Here is a 24,453-nt window from a genome sequence, read left to right as displayed (position 1 = left end):
TCCTTGATGATCAGTCGGCCGTCGGGTGACAGCCGACTACGAGGTTATACGCCCTGGCTGACAGAGCTCATATTGAAATCCGGGATGCGCAGCGCGGGCATCGCGGCACGGGTGAACCAGTCGCTCCACTCGCGCGGCAGCGTCTTCTCCGTACGGCCCGCCTCCGAGGCCCTGCCGAGCACGTCCACCGGCGACTCGTTGAACCGGAAGTTGTTCACCTGACCGGTCACCTCGCCGTTCTCCACGAGGTAGACGCCGTCCCGGGTCAGGCCCGTGAGCAGCAGCGTCGCCGGGTCGACCTCGCGGATGTACCACAGGCAGGTCAGCAGCAGCCCGCGCTCGGTGTCCGCGACCATCTCCTCCAGGGAACGGTCCTCGCCGCCGTCCAGGATCAGGTTCCCGAGGGCCGGGGCGACCGGCAGCCCGGTCAGGCCCGCACTGTGCCGGGTGGTGGTCAGATTCCGGAGCACCCCCTCGTCGATCCACTCGGTGGAGCGCACCGGCAGCCCGTTGTCGAACACCGACTGGTCGCCGCCGGAGGAGTGGGCGACCACGAACGGCGAGCACTCCAGGCCCGGCTCGTTCGGGTCGCTGCGCAGGCTCAGCGGCAGCCCGGTGAGCCGCTCGCCGACGCGGGTGCCGCCGCCCGGCCGGGAGAACACCGTCCGGCCCTCGGCCGCGTCCCTGCCCGACGCCGACCACAGCTGGTAGATCAGCAGGTCCGCGACCGCGGTCGGCGGCAGCAGCGTCTCGTAGCGGCCCGCGGGCAGCTCCACCCGCCGCTCGGCCCAGCCCAGGCGTACGGCCAGCTCGGCGTCGAGGGCGCCCGGGTCGACGTCCTTGAAGGTCCGCGTCGAGCGGCCCGCCCAAGCCGAGCGCGTGTGGTCCGGGGACTTGGCGTTCAGTTCCAGCGTGCCGGTCGGCTGGTCGTGCCTGAGCCGCAGCCCCGTGGAGGTCCCCACGTACGTCGACACCATCTCGTGGTTGGCGAAGCCGTACAGCTCGCGACCGCCCGCACGCGCCGTCGCGAAGGCCTCACCGAGCGCCGGGGCGAAGTCGGCGAACACCGCGGAGGAGGTCTCGGCGGGCGCGTCCCGGAAGTCCGGGGACTCCGGCACACCGCCGACCAGCGGCTGCGCGTCCTCGGCGGGCCCGGCCCCGCGCGCGGCGGCCTCGGCGGCCCGCACCAGCGGCTCCAGTTCCCGCGCCGTCACCGCGGAGCGCGACACGACACCGGAGGCGGTGCCCTCCTGGCCGTCCACGGTCGCGATCACCGTGAGGGTACGGCCGCGGGTGACGCCGTTGGTGGTGAGCGCGTTGCCGGCCCAGCGCAGGTTGGCGGTCGACTGCTCGTCGGCGATGACGACGCAGCCGTCGGCCCGGGACAGCGCGAGGGCCTGCTCGACGATCTCGTGCGGCTTGTTGCTGCGGGCGCTCATCGGCCTGCCTCCTGCGTGGTGTTCAGAATGTTGACGCCTCGGAAGAGGGCCGAGGGGCAGCCGTGGGACACCGCGGCGACCTGGCCCGGCTGGGCCTTGCCGCAGTTGAAGGCACCGCCGAGGACATAGGTCTGAGGGCCGCCGACGGCCGTCATCGAGCCCCAGAAGTCGGTGGTCGTCGCCTGGTAGGCGACGTCCTTCAGCTGCCCGGTGATCCGCCCGTTCTCGATCTTGAAGAAGCGCTGCCCGGTGAACTGGAAGTTGTAGCGCTGCATGTCGATCGACCAGGACCGGTCGCCGACGACGTAGATGCCCCGGTCGACGCCCCCGATCAGGTCCTCGGTGGAGAGCCCGGCCGGATCCGGCCGCAGGGACACGTTGGCCATGCGCTGCACCGGCACGTGCGCGGGGGAGTCGGCGTACGCGCACCCGTTGGACCGCTCGGACCCGGTCAGCTTCGCGATCCTGCGGTCCAGCTGGTACCCGACGAGCGTGCCGTCCTTCACCAGGTCCCAGGACTGCGCCGCGACACCTTCGTCGTCGTACCCGATGGTCGCGAGGCCGTGCTCGGCGGTGCGGTCGCCGGTGACGTTCATCAGCTCCGAGCCGTAGCGCAGCTTGCCGAGCTGGTCGAAGGTGGCGAAGGAGGTGCCGGCGTAGGCGGCCTCGTAGCCGAGCGCGCGGTCCAGCTCGGTGGCGTGGCCGATGGACTCGTGGATGGTCAGCCACAGGTTTGACGGGTCGACCACCAGGTCGTACAGCCCCGGCCGCACGCTCGGCGCCCGCATCTTCTCGGCCAGCAGCTCCGGGATCCGCTCCAGCTCGCCGTCCCAGTCCCAGCCCGTACCCGTCAGGTACTCCCAGCCGCGCCCCACGGGCGGCGCGACGGTCCGCATCGAGTCGAACTCGCCGCTGGACTCGTCCACCGACACCGCGGTCAGTTCCGGGTGCAGCCGCACCCGCTGCTGGGTGGTCACGGTGCCCGCGGTGTCGGCGTAGAACTTGTTCTCGTGCACGGTGAGCAGCGAGGCGTCCACGTGGTTCACGCCCTTCGCGGCCAGCAGCCGCGCGCTCCACTCGGCGAGCAGCGTCGCCTTCTCCTCGGCGGGTACCGAGAACGGGTCGATCTCGTACGACGAGACCCACGTCCGGTCGGCGTGCACCGGCTCGTCGGCCAGCTCCACTCGCTCGTCCGAGCCCGCCGCCTTGATCACCTTGGCGGAGAGCTTCGCCATCGCCACCGCCTGCGAGGCGACCTTCGCCGCCGCGTCCATGGTCAGGTCCACCCCGGAGGCGAAGCCCCACGTACCGCCGTGCACGACCCGGACCGCGTAGCCGAGGTCGGTGGTGTCCGACGTACCGGCCGGCTTCGCGTCCCTCAGCCGCCAGGACGCGCTGCGCACCCGCTCGAACCGGAAGTCCGCGTGCTCTGCACCGAGCGCACGCGCCCGTGCGAGCGCGGCGTCGGCCAGAGCGCGTAGCGGAAGCGCGAGGAACGCTTCGTCGATGGAATGGGGCACGGAGGTCTCCCTGCTGTCGTCGCCTGTCGGGTCAGATCATGTCGCGGGAGCCGGCCCGGGCACTACAGGTTTCGGCCGGGCTCCGGTGCTTTCTGTAGGGATCCGACAGGGACACACCCGAGCCACTGTCGGTGCCCCCTTGCCCCGCGAAGCGGCACTACCGATAGGTTTTCGATGAAGCCGCCTGTCATCGAGGTGTTCGGGCGGGTTGTCGAAACGCAGCAGACCGCAATTGAAAGGGTGATCCGTTGAGCCGCTCGGTTCTCGTCACCGGAGGCAACCGGGGCATCGGCCTCGCCATCGCCCGCGCATTCGCCGACGCCGGCGACAAGGTCGCGATCACGTACCGCTCGGGTGAGCCGCCGGCCGGCTTCCTCGCGGTCAAGTGCGACATCACCGACTCCGAGCAGGTGGAGCAGGCCTACAAGGAGATCGAGGACCAGCACGGTCCGGTCGAGGTCCTCGTCGCCAACGCCGGCGTCACCAAGGACCAGCTGCTGATGCGCATGTCCGAGGAGGACTTCACCTCGGTCATCGACACCAACCTCACGGGCACCTTCCGGGTCGTCAAGCGTGCCAACCGCGGCATGCTGCGGGCCAAGAAGGGCCGCGTCGTCCTGATCTCCTCCGTGGTCGGACTGCTCGGCTCGGCGGGGCAGGCGAACTATGCCGCCTCCAAGGCCGCCCTGGTCGGCTTCGCGCGCTCCCTGGCCCGAGAGCTGGGCTCGCGCAACATCACCTTCAACGTCGTCGCCCCCGGCTTCGTCGACACCGACATGACCCGCGCCCTCAGCGACGAGCAGCGCGAGGGCATCATGTCGCAGGTGCCGCTCGGCCGTTACGCGCAGCCGGAGGAGATCGCCGCGACGGTGCGGTTCCTCGCCTCGGACGACGCCTCGTACATCACTGGAGCCGTCATCCCCGTTGACGGCGGACTGGGAATGGGTCACTGATCACCATGAGCGGAATTCTCGAGGGCAAGCGCATCCTGATCACGGGTGTGCTGACGGAGGCCTCCATCGCCTTCCACGCGGCCCGGCTGGCCCAGGAACAGGGCGCGGAGATCATCCTGACCGCGTTCCCGCGACCCACGCTGACCGAGCGCATCGCCAAGAAGCTGCCGAAGCCGGTCAAGGTCATCGAGCTGGACGTCACCAACGAGGAGCACCTCGCGCGCCTGGCCGACGTGGTCGGCGAGGAGCTGGGCGGCCTCGACGGCGTCGTCCACTCCATCGGCTTCGCGCCCCAGGACGCGCTCGGCGGCAACTTCCTCAACACGCCGTTCGAGTCGGTCGCCACCGCCATGCACGTCTCGGCGTTCTCCCTGAAGTCGCTGACCATGGCCTGCCTGCCGCTGATGCAGAACGGCGGCTCCGTCGTCGGTCTGACCTTCGACGCGCAGTACGCCTGGCCGCAGTACGACTGGATGGGCCCGGCCAAGGCCGCCCTGGAGGCCACCAGCCGTTACATGGCGCGCGACCTGGGCAAGCAGAACATCCGCTGCAACCTCGTCTCGGCCGGCCCGCTCGGCTCCATGGCCGCCAAGTCCATCCCGGGCTTCAGCGAGCTGGCCTCCGTGTGGGACACCCGCGCCCCGCTGGAGTGGGACCTGAAGGACCCGGAGCCGGCCGGCAAGGGCATCGTCGCCCTGCTGAGCGACTGGTTCCCGAAGACCACCGGCGAGATCATCCACGTCGACGGCGGCCTGCACGCCATCGGCGCCTGATCACAGCCGCCGCCGAGGCTCGGACCACGGCCGAGGCCCGCACCCACCCGGGTGCGGGCCTCGGCTCGTATGACCCGGACGGCCGTCACCCGTTCGGCCCACCGGCCGGGTGATCACCGCCCTCGCCGCGCACCCTGGATTACGTAAACCTCTCGCAGACCTCGCACCCCTCGCAGACCGCGTACACCTCGCACACTTCGTGCGCCTCGCACACCTCTCGCGCATCCCTCCGCAGCCCTGCCGAGGAGGTTCCCTTGTGCGTCTGTTCCGCAGCCTGACCCCGGTGACCGTGGCCGCGGCCCTCGTCCTGTCCCTGCCGTGCGAAGCGACGCCCCACGCGCGCGTGAGCGACGGCAAGCCTCCCGCGCCGGAACTGTTCGGCGCCGCCTGCCGTACCGCCGTGGACGGCTCGCACGTCGTGACCTACTGCCACAACCCCTACGTCGACACGGACCGGGTACGCCTGCACATCGAGTGCGCCCGCTGGTGGGACATCGACACCGACAGCGCCCCCGCGGACACCGGGGCCGCCATGACCGTACGGCTGACCGGCCGGTGCTGGAAGGAAGTCCGCTCGGTCTGGATCAGCCACCAGAAGGTGCGCTGAACCTGTCCGGACGGCAAAGGAACGGGTAGCTCGCGGCCTCCGCTGCGGCCGCCTCCGCGTCGCCCGCGCGGATCGCGTCCACCAGCCGGGTGTGATCCATGTGCGCCTCCGGCGTCAGCCGGGTGCCGACGTCCGCGCGCAGCCAGTCCCGCAGCACCTCGCCCAGGTCGGCGTACATCGCCGTCATGACGTCGTTGTGCGAGGCGGCCACCACGGCCAGGTGGAACGTCGCGTCGGCGGTCACGAAGGCCTCCGCGTCCCCGCTCTCCCAGGCCTCCTCGCGCCGCACCAGGAGCGTGTCCAGCTGCTTGAGGTCCTTCTCGGTGCGCCGCTCGGCGGCCAGCTTCGCCGCCGCGGACTCCAGCGTGGAGCGCAGCTCGGCGATGTGCCGGGTGTCGGCGGCGGCGAACCTGCGCTGCATCACGCCGGCCAGCTCGCTCGTCGCCACGACGTAGGTGCCGGAGCCCTGGCGGATGTCCAGCAGACCGTTGTGCGCGAGCGCCCGTACGGCCTCGCGGACGGTGTTGCGGGCGACGCCGAGCTGTTCCACCAGTTCCGGCTCGGTGGGGATGCGGGCGCCGACCGGCCACTCGCCCGAGGTGATCTGCTGGCGCAGCTCGGCGATGACCTGCTCGGACAGCGCCGAACGGCGGGGGTGGCTCAGGGGCATGGCACACCTTCGCACGAGGAGCCGGGGCGGAGGCGTCCCGGGGATGGACAACCAATCATCCCATGATTCTATGATGGTCGGCATGGCCAGCGAGGAAACACGGACCGCGGAAACCCGTACGGAGAAGTTCGCCGAGGAGAGGACGCACGAGACGCGCCCAGAGGTGCCGGCCGAGGTGAGCGGCACGGAGACGGCATCCGGAGCGAGCCCCGCGCGGACGCCGGCCGGGGCGGCTCCCGCGCCCACGCCCGCCACGCGCGCGTGGGCGACACGGCTGGTCGTCGTCGGCATCGTGCTGTCCGCGCTGAACCTCCGCCCGGCCATCACCAGCCTGGGCGCACTCCTGGAGGAGGTCCGTGACGGACTCGGGATGAGCGGCAGCGTCGCCGGACTGCTCACCTCCGTGCCGCCGCTCTGCTTCGCCGTCTTCGGCATCACCGCGCCCCGCCTGGCCCGCCGCTTCGGCGCGGGTGCCGTGGTGTGCGCCGGCATGGTCGCCATCACCGCGGGCCTGCTGATACGGCCCTACGCCGGCGGCACGGCCGGATTCCTGGCCGCCAGCGCGCTCGCCCTCATGGGCATCGCCGTCAGCAACGTGCTGATGCCGGTCATCGTCAAGCGCTGGTTCCCCGACCGGGTCGGCTCCATGACCGGCCTCTACTCGATGGCCCTCGCCCTCGGCACCTCCCTCGCCGCCGCCGTCACCGTGCCCATGACGGATGCCCTGGGGGGCAGTTGGCGGACCGGCCTCGCCGTGTGGGCAGGGCTCGCGGCCGCCGCCGTACTGCCCTGGATCCCGCTGGTGCGCGGCCGGGGCGCCGGGCCCGCCCAGGAGCCGGCCCGCGCGGCGGAGGACCCCCGGGCCGCCCCGCTGCGGATCACCCGGAGCCGTACCGCCTGGGCGCTCGCCGTCTTCTTCGGGCTCCAGGCCACCGCCGCCTACATCACCATGGGCTGGATGCCGCAGATCTTCCGCGACGCGGGCGTCCCGGCCGGCACGGCGGGCGTGCTGCTCGCGGTCACCATGGTGATGGGCGTGCCGCTGGCCTTCGTCATCCCGCGCCTCGCCACCCGGCTGCCCCACCAGGGGCCCATCGTGCTGGCCCTCGGCGTCTGCGGCCTCGCCGGCTACACCGGCCTGTACCTGGCCCCGGCCGCCGGAGCGTGGGCCTGGGCCCTGCTGCTCGGCGTCTCCAACTGCGCCTTCCCACTGGCGCTGACGATGGTCGGCATGCGTGCCAGGACCGGTCCGGGCGTCGTCCAGCTGTCCGCCTTCGCGCAGAGCACGGGCTACCTGATCTCCATCCCCGGTCCGCTGCTGGTCGGCGTGCTCTACCAGCACAGCGGCGGCTGGGGAGTGCCGCTCGCCCTCATGGCGGCCCTGATGCTGCCGCAGATGGCGGTCGGCTTCCTGGCGGGCCGCGACCGTACGGTCGAGAGCGAAGCGGCCCGCTAGGGGGTGTCGTTTGGATCAGCTCGGGTCCGCGACGCCCGGCACGGCACCTCGCCGCGTTGTCGGATCAGCCGAGTACGTCCGGTACGCGGCAGATCCTCCGCCTTGCGAGGCACCGCACCGGACGCCGCGGCCTGATCCGGCCTGATCCAAACGACACCCCCTAGGCCTTGGCGGGCCGCCGGTCACGAACCGCAGTGACCGGCCGGTCACGAACCGCCGGACGCGGTACGCCGGTCACGAACCGCCGGACGCGGCGCGTCGCGCCGCCCCACCGCGTCCGCCCCGGACGAAGGGTGCGAGACTGGGCGTATGCAGCCTGTGCTCGACCCGAACCCGAAGAACGGCCAGAAGAAGATGCTGATCGTCTTCGGCTCGTTCTTCGCCATCTTCGTGATCATCGGCATCATCGCGACGCTCGCCTCGCCCTGAACCGTGGGTGCCCGGTGCCCTGATGGTGGGGCTGGCCCCCCTGTCCCCTAGGGGGTGAGGTTCAGGGTCAAGTGGGTGGCTTTCCGGATGGGTTGAGGGTCCGGAAGTCCGTAACTTCGAGATGTGACCGCGGCACAGGGCCGTGGGAGCACTCGGAGACCAACGGAGGCCGCCATGCGGGCCCGAACGCACACCCGGTCCCACCCGGCGACCACGGGTGCCGTCGACATCCGGCTGCCCTGGTGGGCGCTCGCCCTGCCCGCGCTCGCTTTCGTCGCCCTGCTCGCGCTGATACTGAACCCGACGGACGCGCACGCGGCGAGCGGCGACCCGGCCGTCACCCAGCTCTTCGCGTACGTCCAGCAGTTCATGGCGCGCTGAATCCTGACCCTCCCGCAGGGGTGAATCCGCATGTCAACTCCCTGCGCCAGGTGGCCTGTTTCATGCGAAGCTGGGTCGCATGAGCGTCGCAGAACCCCGCAAGATCGTCCTCTTCCGGCATGCGAAAGCCGACTGGCCCCAGGTGTCCGACCACGACCGCCCGCTCGCCGAGCGGGGCCGCAAGGACGCCGTGGTCGCTGGCCGCAGGCTGGCCGGCACCGGCATCGTCTTCGACCTGGCCCTGTGCTCCAGTGCCGTCCGGACCCGCGAGACCTGGAAGCTCGCCGTCCCGGAACTCGCGCACCGGCCGAAAACCGTCTACGAGGAGCGGGCCTACGAGGCCTCGCCCGGCGAGCTGATCGCCCTGCTGAACGAGATCCCGGACGACGTGCGCAACGTGATCCTGATCGGCCACAACCCCGGCATGCACGGCGTGGCCGACATCCTGGCCGGCGAGTCCGAGGGCGAGGCCCGCGAGCGGATGAGGCGTCGCGGTTTCCCCGCCGCGGGCTTCGCGCTGCTGTCCTACGGCGGCAGCTGGAAGAGCCTGGAGCCGGGCACCGCCACGCTCCAGGACTACTGGGAACCCTCCGAGTGACCCCACACACGACAGAAGGGCCCGGTACCGCGGCGGTACCGGGCCCTCCTCGTGTCCGGGTCAGTCCTCGTCGTGCGTGTCGGCCGCCTCGACCTCTTCGCGGGTGATGCCCAGCAGATACAGGACCGTGTCCAGGAAGGGGAAGTTCACCGCCGTGTGCGCCGCCTCGCGGACCACCGGCTTGGCGTTGAAGGCGACGCCCAGACCGGCCGCGTTCAGCATGTCCAGGTCGTTGGCGCCGTCACCGATCGCCACCGTCTGCGCCAGCGGCACCCCCGCCACCGCGGCGAACCTGCGCAGCAGCCGCGCCTTGCCCGCCCGGTCCACGATCTCCCCGGTGACCCGGCCGGTCAGCTTCCCGTCGACGATCTCCAGCGTGTTGGCCTGCGCGAAGTCCAGCCCCAGCCGTTCCTTCAGATCGTCCGTGACCTGGGTGAACCCGCCGGACACCACCCCGACCTGGTAGCCGAGCCGCTTCAGGGTCCGGATGAGGGTACGCGCGCCCGGCGTCAGCCGGACCTCGGCGCGCACCTTCTCCACCACCGAGGCGTCCAGCCCCTTCAGCAGGGCCACACGCGCGTGCAGCGACTGCTCGAAGTCCAGCTCCCCGCGCATCGCGGCCGCCGTCACCGCGGCGACCTCGTCCTCGCAGCCGGCGTGCGCTGCGAACAACTCGATGACCTCGTCCTGGATGAGGGTGGAGTCCACGTCCATCACCACCAGCCGCTGGGCACGCCGGTGCAGGCCCGCCGAGACGACGGCGATGTCGACACCGAGTGCCGCCGCGTCGGACGCCAGCGCCGTGCGCAGCGACTCGGTCCCGACACCGGACACGGCGAACTCCACCGCGGTCACCGGATACTTGGCGAGGCGGAAGATACGGTCGATGTTGCCGCCGGCCTTCGCGATCCGGTCGGCGATGGCGGCCGTCGACTCGGCGGTCAGCGGATGGCCGAGGACGGTCACCAGCGAGCGCCCGATGCCGCGCGGACGGTTGTCGCCGTGGCCGGAGATGATCTCCGCCTGCATCTTCATCGACTCGGCCCAGCTGTGCACCGTGGCCCTGAGGTCGCCCTCGAGCCCGGCCGGCGGCGGAGTGATCAGCACGCACAGCACCAGCCGGCCCCGCGTGACGACCTGCTCGATGTCGACCACGTCGACGACATAGGCGGCAAGGGTGTCGAAGAGGCCGGCCGTGATGCCCGGCCTGTCCTTGCCGAAAATCTTGACGAGGAGAGTGGGGACCTCGGAGGTCTGCGAAGCGCTCATGGTGTCACCACCGTATCCGGCACCCAGTGCCCTTCGCCCGAGTGGTCCGCCTGACGGACACGGAACAATGAGTGTCCGGCCGGTGTCGGGGATCTTGCCTGCCGACGACGGTTCATCCGGTCCGGCACCCCGACAGGACCCCGGACCCACCCCGACTGTCCCATGGCGACGACGCCGGCGCCCCATTTCCCGGGCACGCCGGGGTCTCCTCCTCCGTCCGCGGGCGCCCTCCTATGCCCGCGTCCGCCCGCGGGCGGGCTCACCTCCTGGGCCTCCCGGACGGCGGCGGGGGCATCGGGGGAGGCGGAGGTGGTGGCGGTGGCCCCTCGCCGGGTCCGTCCGACCTGTCCCGCGAGGGGTCGCGCGGCCGCCTGCCGGGACGGTTCCGGGGCAGCGGCGGAAGCGAGCCGAAGGAGCCGGCGATGGTGGGGGCACCGGAGACATCGTCCCCGGGATTCCCGGGATTCCCGGGGTCTCCGGCCCTTCCGGGGTCTCCGGGACCTGCGACGCCTCCCGGACCTCCGGGATTCCCGGGACCTCCGGGACCCCTGCCTCCTCCAGGAGCTCCGTGTCCCCCGGAGTTCCCCGTACCGCCCGGCCCCCACGGCGACGGCGGCCGCGCGTCCTGCGGCCCCTCGCGCAGCTCCCCCGGCACCCGGAGGTATGGGTTCGTGTCCGGGTTCGGCGGCCGGTACGGCGTGCCCGGCGTGTACGGTCCACCCCTGTCCCCAGGGCCACGGGCTCCGGCCCCGCCGCCGTCTCCTGAGGCCTCGCCCGCACGGCCGTAGCCCCCCGGCTGACCCCCGGCCACCCGCCCGGGCCGCCCCGGCCGCACCGCCCGAGCCCCCGCCGCTCCCGTGACCCCGGCCAGCAGCGCCCCCGCGGCCCCGGCTGCCGCCCCCCACCCGGCACCCAGCAGGAACGCCATGCCGAGCCGGCCGTGCAGGGTGATGCCGGCGCCGAAGGCGTCGAAGCCGAGCACGGACAGCGAGGCGTTCGCCGAGACGTCCGTCAGCCAGGCGAGCAAGGGCAGCGCGAGCGCGGTCGCGGTGCCGAGCCGGAGCGCGCAGTGTCCGACGAAGCGCAGGTCGACGCCCGTGCCCGGCCTCGGCGTCGGTACCGGTGTCGGCCCCGTGCCCGGCACCGGTGTCCGTACCGCCGCCGAACCGGGACCCGAACCCGAACCCGGACCCGAACCGGGACCCGGACCCGGACCCGGCACCGGCACCGGCACCGGTGTGCGTACCGCCGTCAGTACGCCCGCGAGCAGCATCGCCAGGGCCGCCGCCACCGCCAGCAGCCACACCCGCCCGTCCAGGCCGGCGAGCCGGCTCAGGGTGACCGGCCGGTCGGACCCGTCGCTCAGCAGCCGGTCCAGCGGGTGGGGGAGCAGGGTGCCCAGCACGCCGGTGGCCTTGCCGTCCCAGGGGACGAAGAGGCCGAGCGGGACGCCGAGCCAGACCCCGTTGGGCGCGCCCAGCAGGGCCGCGCCGGCGATCCGCCGTGGGTGGTCGTCGCCGATCGCCGCGTACGCCGCCGCCGCGAGCCCGGCCGCGACGGCGGCCAGGAACACGGTGACGAGCGCCGAACAGGCCGGCCGTACCACCCGGTGCACGGCGTTCCAGCCGGGCGGCAGGGGAGTGCGGCGGGAGGCGAGCAGGGCGATCAGCAGGACTCCGGTGGACCAGCCGAGCGCGCCGAGGACGGTGGGCACGGTGTCGACGGTGAAGCCGACGGCCGCCTTGGCATGGATCAGGTCGCCTATCCGGTCCGGCAGCAGCCCGCCGATGTCCCCGATCCCCCCGATGTCCCCGAGATCGCCGATGCCGGGGATGCTGATCCCGCCTCCGCCTCCGCCTCCGTCTCCCTTGCCGCCCCCGCCGGTCAGCCGGTCGAGGCCGAGCGAGCCGCCGTCGATCGTGATGACGTCGTGTCCGGCCCAGGCCAGCCCACCGAGCATCGCCGCGAAGAGCCCAACCACCGTCCCCGCCCGGGCCAGGAGTTCGGCCGGAGCGATCTCAACTCCGGCCGCGCGCAGGGACCGTAGGAAGAACCACGACAGGAGCAGGGCGCCGGCCAGGCTCACCCCCAGTGGCGTGATCTCGATGGCGGTGTGCGCCTCGGCGCCCTTCAGACCGAAGGCGGACACATCGCCCGAGGGGGAGACCGAACCACCCGCCCCGAGGGCCACAACTGCCGCTGTCATGGGGCCCAGTGAGCCCGCCGTGTCCGCCCCCAGCAGATGGAGGCCGAGTGCGGCCGTGGCCGCCATCCCGATCAACGCCCAGCTGACAGCGGCGATCGCCGACAGCAGCACATCCCCCCAGGGCAGCGAAGTCCCTTGCCTTGTCCGCTCGATGCCGGTTGCCGAAGTCATGGCAGACCCCCCGATCCGCGGCGCGGTACCGCGGCCGCGCTTGTCCCCCTCGCGGGGGATTACCACTCTCCGGCCCGGTTTCAACCCCGTCAACGGGGCGAGTTGAAGCGCGTGCGGGCGCGCCGCGCAAGGCCCGGCTTTCGGTCAGGAGGCGGAGCCTGGAATAGTTCCCCACGATGTTCGACATCCCTAGACTCCCCATGACGGGGGTAATTCGGGGGACAACTCAGTGGGGCATGGAGTGCCTGAACTCGTACTGGAATCAAACGGACGGACCTGGACGCTCGACCCGTCCAGGCCCTATGCCCTCGGACGCGATCCGCAGGGTGACATCGTCTTCGAAGACGCCAGGGTCTCCTGGCGTCACGCCACGGTCGGCTTCAACGGCCGCAGTTGGGTCATCGAGGACCACGGCAGCACCAACGGCACGTTCGTGCAGGGCCGGCGGATCCAGCAGACGGAGATCGGCCCCGGTTCGGCGGTGCACCTCGGCAACGCGACCGACGGGCCGCGTCTGAACCTCTCCGGTGCCGCCGCCCCGGCCGCGCAGCCCGAGCAGCAGGCGGCACCGTACGCCGCGCAGGGCGCGGGGGCCGGCTGGGCGCAGCAGGCGCCGCAGCAGCAGGACCCGTACCAGGCCGCCGCGCACCAGCAGGCACCGCAGAACGACTGGCAGCAGCCCGCGCCGTTCCCGCAGCAGCAGGGCGGCCCGAGCGAGCAGTACGTCCAGAAGGTCCCCGGTGGTGGCGCGGGGGCGCCGCCGGTCTACACCGACCGCAGCCCCACGACGTTCCACCAGTTCGCCCTCGGCCGCGTGATGCGCATCGGCCGTGCCCTGGACAACGAGCTGGTCGTCTCCGACCTGCAGGTCTCCCGGCACCACGCCGAGTTCCAGTCGACTCCCGACGGCCGCTTCGAGATCCGCGACCTGGGTTCGCACAACGGCACGTTCGTCAACGGCCAGCCGATCGCCAAGGGCGGCACGACGCTGCTCGGCCCGAACGACATCGTCGGCGTCGGCCACTCCACGTTCCGCATCGTCGACGACCGCCTGGAAGAGTTCGTCGACACCGGTGAGGTCTCCTTCTCCGCGCGCCACCTGACCGTCACGGTCGAGGGCGGCAAGCAGATCCTGAAGGACGTCTCCTTCGGCGTCCCGGAGAAGTCGGTGATCGCGGTCATCGGCCCCTCCGGTTCCGGCAAGTCGACGCTGCTCAAGGCGCTCACCGGCTACCGGCCCGCCAACGAGGGCGAGGTGCTGTACGACAACCGGAACCTGTACAAGCAGTTCGCCGAGCTGCGTCAGCGCATCGGTCTGGTCCCGCAGGACGACATCCTGCACAAGGAGCTGACCGTCAAGAAGGCCCTGAAGTACGCGGCCAAGCTGCGCTTCCCGGCCGACACCACGCCGAAGGAGCGCGACGCCCGCATCCACGAGGTGCTGCGCGAGCTCAAGCTGGACATCCACAAGGACAAGAAGGTCACCTCCCTGTCCGGTGGCCAGCGCAAGCGTGTCTCGGTGGCCCTGGAGCTGCTCACCAAGCCGTCGCTGATCTTCCTGGACGAGCCGACCTCGGGCCTGGACCCGGGCATGGACCGCGATGTCATGCAGCTGCTGCGCGGCCTGGCCGACGACGGCCGCACGGTCCTGGTGGTCACCCACTCGGTGGCCGAGCTGGCCCTGTGCGACAAGCTGCTGGTGATGGCCCCGGGCGGCGCGGTCGCCTACTTCGGGCCCCCGGAGGAGGCCCTGAACTTCTTCGGCTACGACAGCTGGGCCGACGTCTTCTCCGCCTTCGAGAACTACCGCGACTACGACTGGGCCGGCCGCTGGAAGGGCTCGCAGCACTACCAGATGTACGCCGCGGACATCGACGCGGTCGCCCCGCAGTCCGTACACATGCCCCCGCCGCAGGCCGTCAAGCCGCACAAGCCGCAGAGCTGGGGCTCACAGCTGATGACCCTGATACGGCGGTACGTGTCGGTCATCGGCTCCGACCGGGGCTTCCTGGCGCTGACGGTGATCCTGCCGGCGGTGCTCGGCGCGGTCAGCCTGCTGATCGACCACAACAGAGGCCTGCTGGTGAACCCGGTCAACGCCAAGACCGGATTCCCCGTGCCGAACGGCACGGCGACCACCGTCCTGCTGATCCTCGCGGTCGGCGCGTGCTTCGCGGGCGCCGCGAACTCGGTCCGTGAGCTGATCAAGGAACGGGTCATCTACGAGCGGGAGCGCGCGACGGGTCTGTCCCGGTCGGCGTACCTGATGTCGAAGGTGGTCGTGCTCGGTGCCATCACCGTGCTCCAGGGCCTGATGGTCGGCCTGATCGGCTTCTCCAGCCGGGAGCTCCCCGACCGGGGCCTCGTCCTCGGCGGCTCGACCCTGTTGGAGCTGTGCCTGCCGATCATGGCGCTCGGCTTCACCTCGATGATGTTCGGCCTGGTGATCTCCTCGCTGGTGAAGACCGCCGAGAAGACCATGCCGCTGCTGGTGATGTTCGCGATCATCCAGGTCGTCTTCACCGGCTGCCTCTTCACCCTGCACGGCACGATCGGCGTCAACGAGTTCTCGTACCTGATGCCGTCGCGCTGGGCGGTGGGGGCCGCGGGCACCACGCTGGACTTCAACAACATCGCCCCGAACACCGACGACCCCGGCAGCACGGACCCGCTCTGGGACCACCAGGCCTCCGCCTGGGGTCTGGACATGGCCGCGCTGATCGTCCTCGGTGTGATCTGCGGCTTCTTCGTCTCCCGCTTCCTGCGCCGGCACGAGCCGGAGGTCATGCGGAAGTAGCGGCAGAGGGCGCGCCGGCAGCGGCGGCAGCGTCCGCGGCGCCACGACGTGAAGGGCGGCACCCCTTGTGGGGGTGCCGCCCTTCACCCGTCGGGCGAGAGGTCCGCGCAGGCCTCAGTACGCGCTGTTGACGTTGTCGATGGAGCCGTACCGGTGAGCCGCGTAGTTGGCGGCGGCGGTGATGTTGGCGACCGGGTCGTAGATGTTCCACGAGGTGCCGGTCACGTGGTACGTGTTGAAGGTCGGCTGGATGACCTGGAGCAGACCCTTCGACGGGATGCCGTTGATCGCGTTGATGTCCCAGTTGTTGATGGCCATCGGGTTGCCGGAGGACTCCCGGATGATGTTGCGGTGCAGGCCCGAGTAGCTGCCCGGGATGCCCTTGGAGTGCATGATGTCCAGGGAGTGGCGGATCCAGCCGTCGAGGGAGTTCGCGTAGGTCTTCGCGGCCACGGTCTGCATCGGCAGACGCTGCGCGGAGCGGCTCGTGGCCTGCTCGGCGCGCACCTCGGTGGTCTTCTTGGCGTCGGCCTGCTTGTGCGCCTCGATGGTGTCCAGCTTGACGGTGTCGGTCGCGAGCTGGTCGGTGAGCGTGCCCTTGATGGTCTTGACCGCGGAGCCGTCGTACTGCACCGGGGCAGCGGCGGCGGCCGTGGCACCGGTGTCGACGGTCCCGGTGTGCGCGGGAACCGCGGACAGCGCGATGGCAGCGGCACCGAGCACGCTGACACCGGCGAGGGCGGTCCTCTGCTGCTTGTTCATGGCTCGACCACGACGATGGAGACGGTTGAGGATGTTCTCGGGCATAGCTGATGGACCTCTCGTATGAGCGCGGAGGTCGCTCCTGCGTCCGCCGGGGGAATCGGCTCCTCCCACACGAACGCCGCGGGGGGAAACCCACGGCGCTGAGCGACGAGAGCAATTCTTAGCGGCAGCAAAATGCCCTGGCAAAGGTGTGATGTACGAAGCCGGGTAGTGGATCAGCCAAGGGCAAATCGGTACAGATCGGTACGTCTGTCCCGCTCGCACGGGATGGCTTTATCTCCTATGTCCGTTCGTACGTGATGTGCACCCTATGTGCGGCCTCACATGGCGCGAAGATCGGTCTCACCGGGAGTTGCTGACGCAATGCTCTGGGTGAGGACCTCTCCGGGGAGGGTCGGCCGGACGCGTCCGGTCCCGCTCCGTAGAGGAGCAGCGGTGTCCGCCCGTGCTCCCGCGGCGCCCCGAGCCCCTCCGCACCGGACACCCGCGCCCACCACGGCCCGTCGCCGCGCCCGCTCGGCGACTCCTCGGGCACCGGTCACGCCCCGCCCGGCAACCGCACCCCTACTCCTGCGGGCCCGCCCGCTCGCGCGCGGGTACCACGGCCTCCGGCGGCCTCCAGCAGCTCGACCGCCCACCGCCCGCCCGGCACCCGCGTCGCACGGCCCACCGCCCGCCCGGGCACCCGCGAGGCGCGTCGCACGGCCGGCACCCTCGGCGTACGTCGTACGGCCGTGCCCGGCGGCCTACCCCGTGAGACCTAGGCCCATCGGCCCCGGGCGGGCCGTCACAGGTCCGATCCGCGTTGTCACACCCCGCCGGTACCGTGAGGACATGAGTCAAGGTCCCCGGTCCGGCCTCGCCGCGGTGAGCGCCGCGTTGCTGGCCATGAGCAGGCACCTGGAGGTGCGCGACGTCCTCAAGACGATCGTCGCCTCCGCCCGTGAACTGCTCGACGCCCAGTACGCCGCCCTCGGCGTCCCCGACGACCACGGCGGCTTCGCCCAGTTCGTCGTCGACGGCGTCAGCGACGCCCAGTGGAAGGCCATCGGCCCGCTGCCCCGCCAGCACGGCATCCTCGCCGCGATGCTGCACGAGGCCCGGCCCGAGCGTCTCGCCGACGTGCGCAAGGACCCGCGCTTCGAAGGCTGGCCCGCCGCCCACCCGGACCTCGTCGACTTCCTCGGCCTGCCGATCCGCGACGGCGACGAAGTCATCGGCGCGCTCTTCCTCGCCAACAAGAACTGCCCGAAACCCGAGGGGGGCTGCGGCTTCACCGCGGAGGACGAGGAACTGCTCGACACCCTGGCCCAGCACGCCGCCATCGCCCTCACCAACGCCCGCCTGTACGAGCGCAGCCGCGAACTGACCATCGCCGAGGAGCGCTCCCGCCTCGCCCATGAACTGCACGACGCGGTCAGCCAGAAACTCTTCTCCCTGCGCCTGACCGCCCAGGCCGCCGCCGCCCTCGTCGACCGCGACCCCGCCCGCGCCAAGGGCGAACTGCACCAGGTGGCCGCGCTCGCCGCCGAGGCCGCCGACGAACTGCGCGCCGCCGTGGTCGAGCTGCGCCCCGCGGCCCTGGACGAGGACGGCCTCGTCGCCACCCTGCGCACCCAGATACAGGTGCTCGACCGCGCCCACACCGCCCGGGTGACGTTCGCCGCCACCGGCTTCCGCGCCCTGCCCGCGGCCCAGGAGGAGGCGCTGCTCCGCGTCGCCCAGGAGGCCCTGCACAACGCCCTGCGCCACTCCGGCGCCGAGCACGTCGAGGTCACCGTCGGCCGGCGCGGAGGCGGGGTCGTCCTGCGCGTCACCGACGACGGCGGCGGCTTCGACCCCACGACGGTCCGCCGCGCCGGACGCCACCTCGGCCTCGTCTCCATGCGGGACCGGGCGAGCGGCGTGGGCGGCACGCTGACCGTGGAATCGGCGCCCGGCAAGGGCGCCACGATCGAGATGGAGGTCCCCGGTGGCTGACGCGATCAAGGTGCTGCTCGTCGACGACCACCAGGTCGTCCGCCGGGGCCTGCGCACCTTCCTGGAGGTCCAGGACGACATCGAGGTCGTCGGCGAGGCCGCCGACGGTGCCGAAGGGGTCGCCCGCGCCGAGGAGTTGCGCCCCGACGTCGTCCTCATGGACATCAAGATGCCGGGCATGGACGGCATCGACGCCCTGCGCGGACTGCGCGAACTCGACAACCCCGCGCGCGTGCTGATCGTCACCAGCTTCACCGAACAGCGCACGGTCGTACCGGCCCTGCGCGCGGGCGCGGCCGGATACGTCTACAAGGACGTGGACCCCGACGCGCTCGCGGGCGCCATCCGCTCGGTCCACGCCGGCCACATCCTGCTCCAGCCCGAGGTGGCCGGTGCCCTGCTCTCCCAGGAGGAGGCCACCTCCGGTCAGGGCAGAGGCGGTTCGCTCACCGAGCGGGAGCGCGAGGTGCTCGGTCTGATAGCCGACGGCCGCTCCAACCGGGAGATCGCCCGCGCCCTGGTGCTGTCCGAGAAGACCGTCAAGACACACGTCTCGAACATCCTGATGAAGCTCGACCTCTCCGACCGCACCCAGGCCGCGCTGTGGGCCGTACGCCACGGGGTGACCGGCTGAGACGTCCTGGCCTCCGCGTCGCCCACGACAATACGGAGGGTTCCACTCCGGACTGAGATTCATACCGTCGTGGGAATGTCACCCGGATGGCGCATCCTCCGGCCCTCGCGGCCGTTCTCCAGTGCGTGCCGCGGCGAATCGTCGCGGTGAACGCCTAGGAGGGGTTGGACAGTGAAGAACCTGAAGAAGGCAGCAGCCGTGACGATGGTGGCCGGAGGCCTGGTGGCCGCCGGCGCGGGGATGGCCTCCGCCACCACCCACGGCTCGCACGCCGACGGTCAGGCCAAGGGCTCCCCGGGTGTCGTCTCGGGCAACGTCATCCAGGTCCCGGTGCACGTCCCGGTGAACGCCGTCGGCAACAGCGTGAGCGTCATCGGCATCCTGAACCCGGCCTTCGGCAACCTCGGCCTCAACCGCTGAGCGACGTAACCAGGTTCACTCCTCGACGCCGGACGGGCACTCCAGCCCGTCCGGCGTCGAGGAGGCGGCCCGCTCAGGGCCGCAGCGGGGATCTGGGAGCGCCCAGCCCCACGGACACACACGCGGACACACACGCGGACACGCACGCGGGCGCACCGCGCCCCCCTGAACACCGGGCAACGGACGCCACCGCTCAGCGGCTCCCGCGCTCCCGCTCCTCCACAACGGAGTTGTACGCCGCCACCTGCGCCCGCCGGGCCGTACGCTCCACCGGCCGCAGCGCCTCCGCCCGCGCCGCCATCTCGGCGGAACTGACCGCGCCCCCGTGCCCGTTGTCGTACGCCAGGGACACCAGCAGCCCGACCCGCCGCGCCAGCTCCAGCACCCGCACCGCCCGCTGCGGATAACCCGGCGCCAGAACCTCCCGCCCGTGCTCGGCCCGCGCCCGGTACGCCTCGATGGCCGCCTCCGCCACCGGACCCGACCCGGCCACGTCCAGCCGCGACAGCACCACGGTCGCCTCCCGCAGGGCCTCGGCCAGCTCCCGCTCGGCCTCGCCCAGCGACGGCACGTCGGCGGGCGGCGCCTCCCGCACCGGCAGCACGTGCCAGACCACCTCGACGTGCACATCGCCCGCGGGCCCGGCCTCGTACACCTTCGGCACCAGCCCGAACGCGGCACCGAAGCAGACCGCGGCCTCCTCGGCCTCCAGCGCCCGCGCGTTGAACTCCGGCGGCCCGCTCAGCCCCAGCGGATGCCCCGGCACGGGCAGCGCCACCCGCAGCCCCGTCGCCCCCAGCGACCGCAGCCGCCCCAGGGCGAGGGTCAGCCCGACCGGAGCGGACTCACCCGGCAGCCCCTCCACCCGGTGCACCGCGTCCTCCCCGACGATGGCGAGTGCGGCGTCATCCGGAGAGGTAAATCCGGCCAATAGGGCATTTCCCCAAGCGGCGAGACGTCCTGAACGTGGTTCCGAGAGCATGCACCCACCCTAAGGACCGGACCGATGGGATGGAGCGGTGTACGCGTGGCGTAGATTTCATAGGGGGCTGCGCCCACGGCGCGGCGGACCGAGCCCACAGGCGTACGCGACAGCCGAGACCGGCACACTGCAAGGGGAGACAACGCGCTCATGAGCGATGTTCTGGAGCTTCAGGACGTATCCGTGGTCCGTGAGGGCCGGGCTCTCGTGGACCAGGTCTCCTGGTCGGTGAAGGAGGGCGAGCGCTGGGCCATCCTCGGCCCCAACGGCGCCGGCAAGACCACCCTCCTGAACGTCGCCTCCAGCTACCTCTTCCCCAGCAAGGGCACCGCCAGCATCCTCGGCGACACCCTCGGCAAGGTCGACGTCTTCGAGCTGCGCCCGCGCATCGGCGTGGCCGGCATCGCCATGGCCGAGAAGCTCCCCAAGAGCCAGACCGTCCTGGAGACCGTCCTGACCGCCGCCTACGGCATGACGGCCCACTGGCAGGAGGAGTACGACGAGGTCGACGAGCTGCGCGCCCGCGCCTTCCTCGACCGCCTCGGCATGAGCGACTACCTGGACCGCAAGTTCGGCACCCTCTCCGAGGGCGAACGCAAGCGCACCCTCATCGCCCGCGCCCTGATGACCGACCCCGAGCTGCTCCTGCTCGACGAGCCCGCCGCCGGTCTCGACCTCGGCGGCCGCGAGGACCTGGTCCGCCGCCTCGGCCGCCTCGCCCGCGACCCCATCGCCCCCTCGATGATCATGGTCACCCACCATGTCGAGGAGATCGCCCCCGGCTTCACCCACGTCCTCATGATCCGCCAGGGCAAGGTCCTCGCCGCCGGACCGATCGAGCTGGAACTCACCTCCCGCAACCTCTCCCTCTGCTTCGGCCTCCCCCTCGTCGTCGAGCAGGTCGGCGACCGCTGGACCGCCCACGGTCTGCCCCTGTCCTGACGCCGCCGCGTCCCGGTCCGCATCCGGTACGCACCCTGTCCGCCGCCCGGCCCCGGCCCTACCATGACCACGTGAACGACATCGGGGCATGGGTGTGGTGGCTCGTCGGTGCGGCGGCGCTCGGAATCCCGCTCGTGGTCACCGCGATGCCGGAGTTCGGCATGCTCGCGGTGGGAGCCGTCGCGGCCGCGATCGTCGCCGGCCTCGGCTTCGGCGCCGTCCCCCAGGTCCTCGCCTTCGTCGTCGTCTCGGTCGCCCTCATCGCCGTCGTCCGCCCCATCGCGGCCCGGCACGCACGCGGGCTCCCCCGACTGGCCACCGGCGTGGACGCGTTGAAGGGCAGGCAGGCCGTCGTCCTGGAGCGCGTCGACTCCTCCGGCGGCCGCATCAAGCTCGCCGGGGAGGTCTGGTCGGCCCGCTCCCTCGACACCGGCCGCGCCTACGACGTCGGCCAGGAGGTGGACGTCGTGGAGATCGAAGGGGCCACCGCGATCGTCATCTGAGCTATCTGGCCCCCGAGTTGCCCAACGGTCTGTCAGACTCGACCAGCAAGATCTTCGACAACCACAGGATCTGCCGCAGTCGCCCAGGCAGAGAGGGGTACGGGGAACACGATGGAACCGGTCATCATCGTCCTGATCATTCTGGTGGTGTTGGTCTTCATCGCCCTGATCAAGACCATCCAGGTCATCCCACAGGCCAGCGCCGCCATCGTCGAGCGCTTCGGCCGCTACACACGCACCCTGAACGCGGGCCTCAACATCGTGGTCCCGTTCATCGACACCATCCGCAACCGCATCGACCTGCGCGAGCAGGTCGTACCGTTCCCGCCCCAGCCGGTGATCACCCAGGACAACCTGGTCGTGAACATCGACACCGTCATCTACTACCAGGTGACCGACGCCCGGGCCGCCACCTACGAGGTCGCCAGCTACATCCAGGCGATCGAGCAGCTCACCGTCACCACACTGCGCAACATCATCGGCGGCATGGACCTGGAGCGGACCCTGACCTCCCGCGAGGAGATCAACGCGGCGCTGCGCGGCGTCCTCGACGAGGCCACCGGCAAGTGGGGCATCCGCGTCAACCGTGTCGAGCTGAAGGCCATCGAGCCGCCGACCTCCATCCAGGACTCGATGGAGAAGCAGATGCGCGCCGACCGGGACAAGCGCGCCGCGATCCTCACCGCCGAGGGCACACGCCAGGCGGCCATCCTCACCGCCGAGGGCGAGAAGCAGTCCCAGATCCTGCGCGCCGAGGGCGAGGCCAAGGCCGCCGCCCTGCGCGCCGAGGGCGAGGCGCAGGCGGTCCGTACGGTCTTCGAGGCGATCCACGCCGGCGACCCCGACCAGAAGCTCCTCTCCTACCAGTACCTCCAGATGCTCCCCAAGATCGCCGAGGGCAACGCCAACAAGCTCTGGATCGTCCCCAGCGAGATCGGCGACGCCCTCAAGGGCCTGTCCGGCGCGATGGGCAACTTCGGCGGCCTGGGCGGTGGCGGTGGCGGCGGTTCCGTCCCGCACCAGAGCGGTGGCGCGAGCACGGAACGCCGAGAGAAGCCGTCGATCGACTGATCTCACCCGCACGCGATCTCACCCGCACGCGAAAGAGGGGCTCGCCTTCCCAGGAAGGCGAGCCCCTCTTTCGCGCACCCCCTAGGCGGCGGGCTGAGCCAGCCACTGCGGCAGCGCGTCGAAGTCGTCCGGCCCCAGCGCCAGCAGCATCGCGTCCTGGGGCGTCGGTTCGAACGGCGGGCGCAGCAGCGTCATCCCCGCCTCCTCCGGTGTCCTGGCGGCCTTGCGGTGGTTGTCCTCCGCGCACGCGGCGACCGTGTTCAGCCACGTGTCCTGCCCACCCTGCGCCCGCGGCACCACGTGGTCCACGGTCGTCGCCCGCCGCCCGCAGTACGCGCACCGGTGCCGGTCCCTGACCAGCACCCCCCGCCTCGACCAGGGCGCTTGTCTTCGGAACGGCACTCGTACGTACCGGCACAGCCTGATCACCCGGGGTGCGGGTATGTCCAGATCCGCACCGCGCATGCGCAGCTCGGGATGGGCCTGCTCGACCACCGCCTTGTCCTGCAGCACCAGGACGACCGCTCGGTTCAGAGTCACCGTCGACAGCGGCTCGAAGCTCGCGTTGAGGACCAACGTGTCACGCATCCCGCCCACCTCCCGTGTGCGCCCGCCCACCCCCGGGCGGGCTCGGATCAACTCTGTACGGGCGCGCCGAGATGGACAACGCAATAAAAAAATGCCCGCCTCCGATCACTTCCAAGACCAGAGGCGGGCAAACGTTCCAGGAACGCTCGGCTGAGATCGGCGGCGGGCCGTCAGCCCTTTCCGGGGTTCTCGTACTCCCCGACGAGCTGTCCACGCGCGATCGTGTGGAACCGCAGATTGAAACCGACGACGGCGGGAGACACGTCCGAGTCCGGACCGAGCTTCTCCTCGTCCACCGCGTACACGGTGAAGACGTATCGGTGCGGACCGTCACCGGGCGGCGGAGCCGCACCGCCGAAGTCCTTCGTCCCGTAGTCGTTGCGCACCTGTACGGCACCCTCGGGCAGCCCCACGAAAGTGCCGCTGCCCGCACCCGCCGGCAGCTCCGTCACGGAGGCCGGGATGTCGAACAGGACCCAGTGCCAGAACCCGCTGCCGGTCGGTGCGTCGGGGTCGTAGCAGGTCACGGCGAAGCTCTTGGTCTCCGGCGGGAAGCCCGCCCAGCTCAGCTGCGGAGACATGTTCCCCTCCGCGTAGACCTGGGCGTCCCGCAGAATCCCGCCCTCCTCGACGTCCTCACTCGTCACCGTGAACGACGGCACGGGCGGATGGAAGTCATGGGGGAGCGGCCGCCGCTTGAGCTCGGTCACCTGGATACCTCCTGATCGGTTCCGTTCAGTGGTTTGAGCCTAGGGGGTGTCTCTTCGATCTTTGTGGATCAGGCCGCGGCGTCCGGTGCGGTGCCTCGGCGTGCGGTCGGATCGTCCTCGTACTGGGCGTACGTGGGCGGTTCGGCCGTGTGGCGAGGTGCCGTGCCGGGCGTCGCGGACCCGCGAAGATCGGGGAGACACCCCCTAGAACCAGTTGCGCCGGCTGCCGACCTCGGACAGCCACTGGTTGAGGTACGCCGCCCAGTCGGTGGTGTGGAAGTCGTGCAGCCCCACCTGGAAGGACCGGAAGGTGTCCGAGCCCTCGCTGAACAGACCCGGCTTCTTGTCCATCTCCAGGATGACGTCCATCGCGTGCTCGTCCGCCACGAAGCTCAGCTCGACCTGGTTCAGTCCCCGGTACTGCGCCGGCGGGTGGAACTCGATCTCCTGGTAGAACGGCAGCCGCTGCCGGGTGCCCCGGATGTGGCCGCGCTCCATGTCCGCGTGCTTGAAGCGGAAGCCCAGCTGGATGAAGGCGTCGAGGATCGCCTTCTGCGCCGGCAGCGGGTGCACGTTGATCGGGTCGAGG

24 protein-coding genes (1 of these 24 only partly in view) are annotated in these 24,453 nt (G+C 71.2%); 14 read left to right on the top strand and 10 right to left on the bottom strand.

What is annotated here, in order from left to right; translation table 11 throughout:
* Positions 1 to 44: 44 nt before the first annotated feature.
* Both OIB37_RS08980 and OIB37_RS08975 read right to left on the bottom strand, forming a co-directional pair.
* On the bottom strand, positions 45 to 1,439 hold the full coding sequence (locus tag OIB37_RS08980) for a metallopeptidase TldD-related protein (protein ID WP_330457003.1): 1,395 nt from the start codon (positions 1,437 to 1,439) through the stop codon (positions 45 to 47).
* Positions 1,436 to 2,959 (bottom strand): TldD/PmbA family protein, encoded by a 1,524-nt coding sequence (locus OIB37_RS08975; RefSeq protein WP_330457002.1) that lies wholly within the window; start codon positions 2,957 to 2,959, stop codon positions 1,436 to 1,438. The genes OIB37_RS08980 and OIB37_RS08975 overlap by 4 nt, the downstream gene beginning before the upstream one ends.
* 248 nt (positions 2,960 to 3,207) lie before the next feature.
* Here OIB37_RS08975 and fabG point away from each other — a divergent pair, with 248 nt between their 5' ends.
* The 3 genes from fabG to OIB37_RS08960 all read left to right on the top strand — a co-directional run bounded on the left by fabG (position 3,208) and on the right by OIB37_RS08960 (position 5,292).
* Positions 3,208 to 3,912: a 3-oxoacyl-[acyl-carrier-protein] reductase gene (fabG, locus tag OIB37_RS08970; protein WP_330457001.1), complete on the top strand. Its 705-nt coding sequence runs from the start codon at positions 3,208 to 3,210 to the stop codon at positions 3,910 to 3,912.
* Between the two features lie 5 nt (positions 3,913 to 3,917).
* A complete protein-coding gene (fabI, locus tag OIB37_RS08965; protein ID WP_330457000.1) occupies positions 3,918 to 4,685 on the top strand; it encodes an enoyl-ACP reductase FabI in 768 nt (255 codons plus the stop codon).
* A gap of 256 nt (positions 4,686 to 4,941) precedes the next feature.
* Positions 4,942 to 5,292 carry a hypothetical protein gene (locus OIB37_RS08960; protein WP_330456999.1) on the top strand — a complete coding sequence of 117 codons (351 nt, stop codon included), beginning with the start codon at positions 4,942 to 4,944 and terminating at the stop codon, positions 5,290 to 5,292.
* On the opposite strand, the gene OIB37_RS08955 is transcribed toward OIB37_RS08960, so the two are convergent.
* Complete coding sequence (locus OIB37_RS08955) at positions 5,270 to 5,962, bottom strand: FadR/GntR family transcriptional regulator (RefSeq protein ID WP_330456998.1); 693 nt, start codon at positions 5,960 to 5,962, stop codon at positions 5,270 to 5,272. The two genes, OIB37_RS08960 and OIB37_RS08955, sit on opposite strands and share 23 nt — an antisense overlap.
* Positions 5,963 to 6,035: 73 nt before the next feature.
* Here OIB37_RS08955 and OIB37_RS08950 point away from each other — a divergent pair, with 73 nt between their 5' ends.
* The 4 genes from OIB37_RS08950 to OIB37_RS08935 all read left to right on the top strand — a co-directional run bounded on the left by OIB37_RS08950 (position 6,036) and on the right by OIB37_RS08935 (position 8,826).
* Entirely contained in the window at positions 6,036 to 7,418 is a 1,383-nt protein-coding gene (locus tag OIB37_RS08950; RefSeq protein WP_443058130.1) for a CynX/NimT family MFS transporter, read from the top strand.
* A gap of 309 nt (positions 7,419 to 7,727) precedes the next feature.
* Complete coding sequence (locus OIB37_RS08945; protein WP_330456996.1) at positions 7,728 to 7,847, top strand: SGM_5486 family transporter-associated protein; 120 nt, start codon at positions 7,728 to 7,730, stop codon at positions 7,845 to 7,847.
* Positions 7,848 to 8,021: 174 nt separating this feature from the next.
* Positions 8,022 to 8,228, top strand: coding sequence for a hypothetical protein (locus OIB37_RS08940; RefSeq protein ID WP_330456995.1), 207 nt, complete (start codon positions 8,022 to 8,024; stop codon positions 8,226 to 8,228).
* 79 nt (positions 8,229 to 8,307) lie between these two features.
* Positions 8,308 to 8,826, top strand: a complete 519-nt coding sequence (locus OIB37_RS08935; protein ID WP_330456994.1) for a SixA phosphatase family protein — start codon at positions 8,308 to 8,310, stop codon at positions 8,824 to 8,826.
* Positions 8,827 to 8,886: 60 nt separating this feature from the next.
* Here the strand turns inward: OIB37_RS08935 and serB are convergent, their stop codons facing one another.
* Both serB and OIB37_RS08925 read right to left on the bottom strand, forming a co-directional pair.
* On the bottom strand, positions 8,887 to 10,095 hold the full coding sequence (serB, locus tag OIB37_RS08930) for a phosphoserine phosphatase SerB (protein ID WP_330456993.1): 1,209 nt from the start codon (positions 10,093 to 10,095) through the stop codon (positions 8,887 to 8,889).
* A 259-nt stretch (positions 10,096 to 10,354) separates the two neighbouring features.
* Positions 10,355 to 12,472, bottom strand: coding sequence for a streptophobe family protein (locus tag OIB37_RS08925; protein ID WP_330456992.1), 2,118 nt, complete (start codon positions 12,470 to 12,472; stop codon positions 10,355 to 10,357).
* 241 nt (positions 12,473 to 12,713) lie between these two features.
* Between OIB37_RS08925 and OIB37_RS08920 the strand changes: the two genes are divergently transcribed.
* Positions 12,714 to 15,269 carry an ABC transporter ATP-binding protein/permease gene (locus tag OIB37_RS08920; protein WP_330456991.1) on the top strand — a complete coding sequence of 852 codons (2,556 nt, stop codon included), beginning with the start codon at positions 12,714 to 12,716 and terminating at the stop codon, positions 15,267 to 15,269.
* A gap of 114 nt (positions 15,270 to 15,383) precedes the next feature.
* Here OIB37_RS08920 and OIB37_RS08915 read toward each other — a convergent pair whose 3' ends face one another.
* Complete coding sequence (locus OIB37_RS08915) at positions 15,384 to 16,076, bottom strand: transglycosylase SLT domain-containing protein (RefSeq protein WP_443058129.1); 693 nt, start codon at positions 16,074 to 16,076, stop codon at positions 15,384 to 15,386.
* 792 nt (positions 16,077 to 16,868) lie between these two features.
* Here OIB37_RS08915 and OIB37_RS08905 point away from each other — a divergent pair.
* The 3 genes from OIB37_RS08905 to OIB37_RS08895 all read left to right on the top strand — a co-directional run bounded on the left by OIB37_RS08905 (position 16,869) and on the right by OIB37_RS08895 (position 19,068).
* Entirely contained in the window at positions 16,869 to 18,014 is a 1,146-nt protein-coding gene (locus OIB37_RS08905) for a GAF domain-containing sensor histidine kinase (RefSeq protein WP_330456989.1), read from the top strand.
* Positions 18,007 to 18,648 (top strand): response regulator transcription factor, encoded by a 642-nt coding sequence (locus tag OIB37_RS08900; RefSeq protein WP_330456988.1) that lies wholly within the window; start codon positions 18,007 to 18,009, stop codon positions 18,646 to 18,648. Before OIB37_RS08905 ends, OIB37_RS08900 begins: the two co-directional genes overlap by 8 nt.
* 171 nt (positions 18,649 to 18,819) lie before the next feature.
* Positions 18,820 to 19,068 carry a chaplin gene (locus OIB37_RS08895; protein ID WP_330456987.1) on the top strand — a complete coding sequence of 83 codons (249 nt, stop codon included), beginning with the start codon at positions 18,820 to 18,822 and terminating at the stop codon, positions 19,066 to 19,068.
* A 193-nt stretch (positions 19,069 to 19,261) separates the two neighbouring features.
* Here OIB37_RS08895 and OIB37_RS08890 read toward each other — a convergent pair whose 3' ends face one another.
* Positions 19,262 to 20,050: a hypothetical protein gene (locus OIB37_RS08890; RefSeq protein WP_330456986.1), complete on the bottom strand. Its 789-nt coding sequence runs from the start codon at positions 20,048 to 20,050 to the stop codon at positions 19,262 to 19,264.
* A gap of 150 nt (positions 20,051 to 20,200) precedes the next feature.
* Here OIB37_RS08890 and OIB37_RS08885 point away from each other — a divergent pair, with 150 nt between their 5' ends.
* From OIB37_RS08885 to OIB37_RS08875, 3 genes are all read left to right on the top strand, one after another.
* The gene (locus tag OIB37_RS08885) at positions 20,201 to 20,992 is read left to right on the top strand and encodes an ABC transporter ATP-binding protein (RefSeq protein WP_330456985.1); all 792 of its coding nucleotides are present in this window, start codon (positions 20,201 to 20,203) and stop codon (positions 20,990 to 20,992) included.
* A 71-nt stretch (positions 20,993 to 21,063) separates the two neighbouring features.
* Positions 21,064 to 21,495 carry an NfeD family protein gene (locus OIB37_RS08880; RefSeq protein ID WP_330456984.1) on the top strand — a complete coding sequence of 144 codons (432 nt, stop codon included), beginning with the start codon at positions 21,064 to 21,066 and terminating at the stop codon, positions 21,493 to 21,495.
* Between the two features lie 111 nt (positions 21,496 to 21,606).
* Positions 21,607 to 22,566, top strand: a complete 960-nt coding sequence (locus OIB37_RS08875) for an SPFH domain-containing protein (RefSeq protein ID WP_330456983.1) — start codon at positions 21,607 to 21,609, stop codon at positions 22,564 to 22,566.
* An 81-nt stretch (positions 22,567 to 22,647) separates the two neighbouring features.
* Here the strand turns inward: OIB37_RS08875 and OIB37_RS08870 are convergent, their stop codons facing one another.
* The 3 genes from OIB37_RS08870 to OIB37_RS08860 all read right to left on the bottom strand — a co-directional run.
* Positions 22,648 to 23,154: an HNH endonuclease gene (locus OIB37_RS08870; RefSeq protein ID WP_330456982.1), complete on the bottom strand. Its 507-nt coding sequence runs from the start codon at positions 23,152 to 23,154 to the stop codon at positions 22,648 to 22,650.
* 170 nt (positions 23,155 to 23,324) lie between these two features.
* Positions 23,325 to 23,864, bottom strand: coding sequence for a YbhB/YbcL family Raf kinase inhibitor-like protein (locus OIB37_RS08865; protein ID WP_330456981.1), 540 nt, complete (start codon positions 23,862 to 23,864; stop codon positions 23,325 to 23,327).
* A gap of 204 nt (positions 23,865 to 24,068) precedes the next feature.
* Positions 24,069 to 24,453: the end of a sporulation protein gene (locus OIB37_RS08860; RefSeq protein ID WP_330456980.1), read on the bottom strand. Its footprint extends 398 nt past the window's final position; 385 of the gene's 783 nt are visible here — the last part of the coding sequence; the start codon falls outside the window, past its right edge; the stop codon is at positions 24,069 to 24,071.

The sequence above is a fragment of the Streptomyces sp. NBC_00820 genome (genome assembly GCF_036347055.1).
Classification (GTDB): Bacteria; Actinomycetota; Actinomycetes; order Streptomycetales; family Streptomycetaceae; genus Streptomyces.
This window is presented reverse-complemented; position numbering and strand designations above follow the sequence as displayed.

Bases quoted from the DNA above. Each gene is read 5' to 3' on its own strand.
- OIB37_RS08980 (WP_330457003.1), bottom strand. From the start codon at position 1,439: ATGAGCGCCCGCAGCAACAAGCCGCACGAGATCGTCGAGCAGGCCCTC.
- fabI (WP_330457000.1), top strand. From the start codon at position 3,918: ATGAGCGGAATTCTCGAGGGCAAGCGCATCCTGATCACGGGTGTGCTG.
- OIB37_RS08955 (WP_330456998.1), bottom strand. From the start codon at position 5,962: ATGCCCCTGAGCCACCCCCGCCGTTCGGCGCTGTCCGAGCAGGTCATC.
- OIB37_RS08950 (WP_443058130.1), top strand. From the start codon at position 6,036: ATGGTCGGCATGGCCAGCGAGGAAACACGGACCGCGGAAACCCGTACG.
- OIB37_RS08945 (WP_330456996.1), top strand. From the start codon at position 7,728: ATGCAGCCTGTGCTCGACCCGAACCCGAAGAACGGCCAGAAGAAGATG.
- OIB37_RS08940 (WP_330456995.1), top strand. From the start codon at position 8,022: ATGCGGGCCCGAACGCACACCCGGTCCCACCCGGCGACCACGGGTGCC.
- OIB37_RS08935 (WP_330456994.1), top strand. From the start codon at position 8,308: ATGAGCGTCGCAGAACCCCGCAAGATCGTCCTCTTCCGGCATGCGAAA.
- serB (WP_330456993.1), bottom strand. From the start codon at position 10,095: ATGAGCGCTTCGCAGACCTCCGAGGTCCCCACTCTCCTCGTCAAGATT.
- OIB37_RS08925 (WP_330456992.1), bottom strand. From the start codon at position 12,472: ATGACTTCGGCAACCGGCATCGAGCGGACAAGGCAAGGGACTTCGCTG.
- OIB37_RS08915 (WP_443058129.1), bottom strand. From the start codon at position 16,076: ATGCCCGAGAACATCCTCAACCGTCTCCATCGTCGTGGTCGAGCCATG.
- OIB37_RS08905 (WP_330456989.1), top strand. From the start codon at position 16,869: ATGAGTCAAGGTCCCCGGTCCGGCCTCGCCGCGGTGAGCGCCGCGTTG.
- OIB37_RS08890 (WP_330456986.1), bottom strand. From the start codon at position 20,050: ATGCTCTCGGAACCACGTTCAGGACGTCTCGCCGCTTGGGGAAATGCC.
- OIB37_RS08885 (WP_330456985.1), top strand. From the start codon at position 20,201: ATGAGCGATGTTCTGGAGCTTCAGGACGTATCCGTGGTCCGTGAGGGC.
- OIB37_RS08875 (WP_330456983.1), top strand. From the start codon at position 21,607: ATGGAACCGGTCATCATCGTCCTGATCATTCTGGTGGTGTTGGTCTTC.
- OIB37_RS08870 (WP_330456982.1), bottom strand. From the start codon at position 23,154: ATGCGTGACACGTTGGTCCTCAACGCGAGCTTCGAGCCGCTGTCGACG.